2 rRNA genes (1 of these 2 running past the window's edge) are annotated in these 2937 nt (G+C 50.8%); both read left to right on the forward strand.

Going from position 1 to position 2937, the window contains the following annotated elements:
- A 23S ribosomal RNA gene (locus D568_RS0117155) occupies window positions 1-2649 on the forward strand (it extends 237 nt beyond the left edge of the window).
- A gap of 161 nt (window positions 2650-2810) precedes the next feature.
- Window positions 2811-2926: ribosomal RNA gene (gene rrf / locus D568_RS0117160) — 5S ribosomal RNA — on the forward strand.
- Window positions 2927-2937 lie beyond the last annotated feature (11 nt).

The following is a 2937-nucleotide window of genomic DNA, read 5'->3' on the forward strand; positions in this document are numbered from 1 at the left end:
GTTAGTAGCGGCGAGCGAACGCGGATTAGCCCTTAAGTTGATTGTGTCTTAGTGGAATTTTCTGGAAAGTTGAGCGATACAGGGTGATAGCCCCGTACACGAAAAGGCACTTTTGATGAAATCGAGTAGGACGGGACACGTGTTATCTTGTCTGAACATGGGGGGACCATCCTCCAAGGCTAAATACTCCTAGCTGACCGATAGTGAACCAGTACCGTGAGGGAAAGGCGAAAAGAACCCCTGTGAGGGGAGTGAAATAGAACCTGAAACCGTGTGCGTACAAGCAGTAGGAGCAGACTTGTTCTGTGACTGCGTACCTTTTGTATAATGGGTCAGCGACTTAATGTATGTGGCAAGGTTAACCGTTTAGGGGAGCCGTAGGGAAACCGAGTCTTAATAGGGCGTCCAGTCGCATGCATTAGACCCGAAACCCGGCGATCTATCCATGGGCAGGTTGAAGGTTAGGTAACACTGACTGGAGGACCGAACCCACTAACGTTGAAAAGTTAGGGGATGACTTGTGGATCGGAGTGAAAGGCTAATCAAGCCGGGAGATAGCTGGTTCTCCCCGAAAACTATTTAGGTAGTGCGTCATGTCTCACCCACGGGGGTAGAGCACTGTTTGGGCTAGGGGGTCATCCCGACTTACCAACCCCATGCAAACTCCGAATACCGTGGAGTGCAATCATGGCAGACAGACGGCGGGTGCTAACGTCCGTCGTCGAGAGGGCAACAACCCAGACCGCCAGCTAAGGTCCCAAATGTTAGTTAAGTGGGAAACGATGTGGGAAGGCTCAGACAGCTAGGAGGTTGGCTTAGAAGCAGCCATCCTTTAAAGAAAGCGTAATAGCTCACTAGTCGAGTCGGCCTGCGCGGAAGATGTAACGGGGCTAAAACTAGCAACCGAAGCTGCGGATGCACTTTGTGCATGGTAGGGGAGCGTTCTGTAAGCCGTTGAAGGTGTGTTGAGAAGCATGCTGGAGGTATCAGAAGTGCGAATGCTGACATGAGTAACGATAAAGGGGGTGAAAAGCCCCCTCGCCGGAAGATCAAGGTTTCCTATTCAACGTTAATCGGAATAGGGTTAGTCGGCCCCTAAGGCGAGGCAGAAATGCGTAGTCGATGGGAAACAGGTTAACATTCCTGTACTTGTTATTACTGCGATGGAGGGACGGAGTAGGCTAGGCCATCACGGCGTTGGTTGTCCGTGTTTAAGGTTGTAGGCTGAGAGCTTAGGTAAATCCGGGCTCTTAAGGCTGAGAACTGATGACGAGTCTCATTTTTGAGACGAAGTGGTTGATGCCATGCTTCCAGGAAAAGCTTCTAAGCTTCAGGTAATAACGAACCGTACTGTAAACCGACACAGGTGATCAGGTAGAGAATACCAAGGCGCTTGAGAGAACTTGGGTGAAGGAACTAGGCAAAATGGTACCGTAACTTCGGGAGAAGGTACGCCGGCCTTGGTGATGGGACTTGCTCCCTAAGCTGAGACCGGTCGAAGTGACCAGGTGGCTGCGACTGTTTATTAAAAACATAGTACTCTGCAAACACGTAAGTGGACGTATAGGGTATGACGCCTGCCCGGTGCCGGAAGGTTAATTGATGGGGTTAGCTTCGGCGAAGCTCTTGATCGAAGCCCCGGTAAACGGCGGCCGTAACTATAACGGTCCTAAGGTAGCGAAATTCCTTGTCGGGTAAGTTCCGACCTGCACGAATGGCGTAACGATGGCCACGCTGTCTCCACCCAAGACTCAGTGAAATTGAAATCGCTGTTAAGATGCAGTGTTCCCGCGGCTAGACGGAAAGACCCCGTGAACCTTTACTATAGCTTTGCACTGAACTCTGAACCTATTTGTGTAGGATAGGTGGGAGGCTTTGAAACCATGACGCTAGTTGTGGTGGAGCCAACCTTGAAATACCACCCTGGTATGTTTGGGGTTCTAACGCAGGTCCATTATCTGGATCGCGGACAGTGTATGGTGGGTAGTTTGACTGGGGCGGTCTCCTCCCAAAGAGTAACGGAGGAGCACGAAGGTTGGCTAATCCTGGTCGGAAATCAGGAGGTTAGTGTAATGGCACAAGCCAGCTTGACTGCGAGTCTGACACGACGAGCAGGTACGAAAGTAGGTCATAGTGATCCGGTGGTTCTGTATGGAAGGGCCATCGCTCAACGGATAAAAGGTACTCCGGGGATAACAGGCTGATACCGCCCAAGAGTTCACATCGACGGCGGTGTTTGGCACCTCGATGTCGGCTCATCACATCCTGGGGCTGAAGCCGGTCCCAAGGGTATGGCTGTTCGCCATTTAAAGTGGTACGCGAGCTGGGTTTAGAACGTCGTGAGACAGTTCGGTCCCTATCTGCCGTGGGCGTTGGAAAGTTGAGAAGAGTTGCTCCTAGTACGAGAGGACCGGAGTGAACGAACCTCTGGTGTTCCGGTTGTTATGCCAATAGCATTGCCGGGTAGCTACGTTCGGACGGGATAACCGCTGAAAGCATCTAAGCGGGAAGCCTCCTTCAAGATTAGCTTTCCCTGGGATCTTGAATCCCCTAAAGGGCCGTAGAAGACTACTACGTTGATAGGCTGGGTGTGGAAGCGTTGTGAGGCGTTGAGCTAACCAGTACTAATTGCCCGTGAGGCTTGACCATATAACAGAATCGACTGATTGATAACATGATCAATCGACGGACTTAGTGTGATACACAGTGTCCTCAGTAAAACGAAAAACAACTTTGTTCATCGCCCTATTTGGTTGTGTGATTAGGCACTACGAACGTAGATAAGACCGAAAACAAACCATACCTGTTTGCTTGACGATCATAGCGAGTTGGAACCACCTGATTCCATCCCGAACTCAGCAGTGAAACGACTCAGCGCCGATGGTAGTGTGGGGCTTCCCCATGTGAGAGTAGGTCATCGTCAAGCTTCTAATATAA

This window comes from Gilvimarinus chinensis DSM 19667 (genome assembly GCF_000377745.1).
GTDB lineage: Bacteria > Pseudomonadota > Gammaproteobacteria > Pseudomonadales > Cellvibrionaceae > Gilvimarinus > Gilvimarinus chinensis.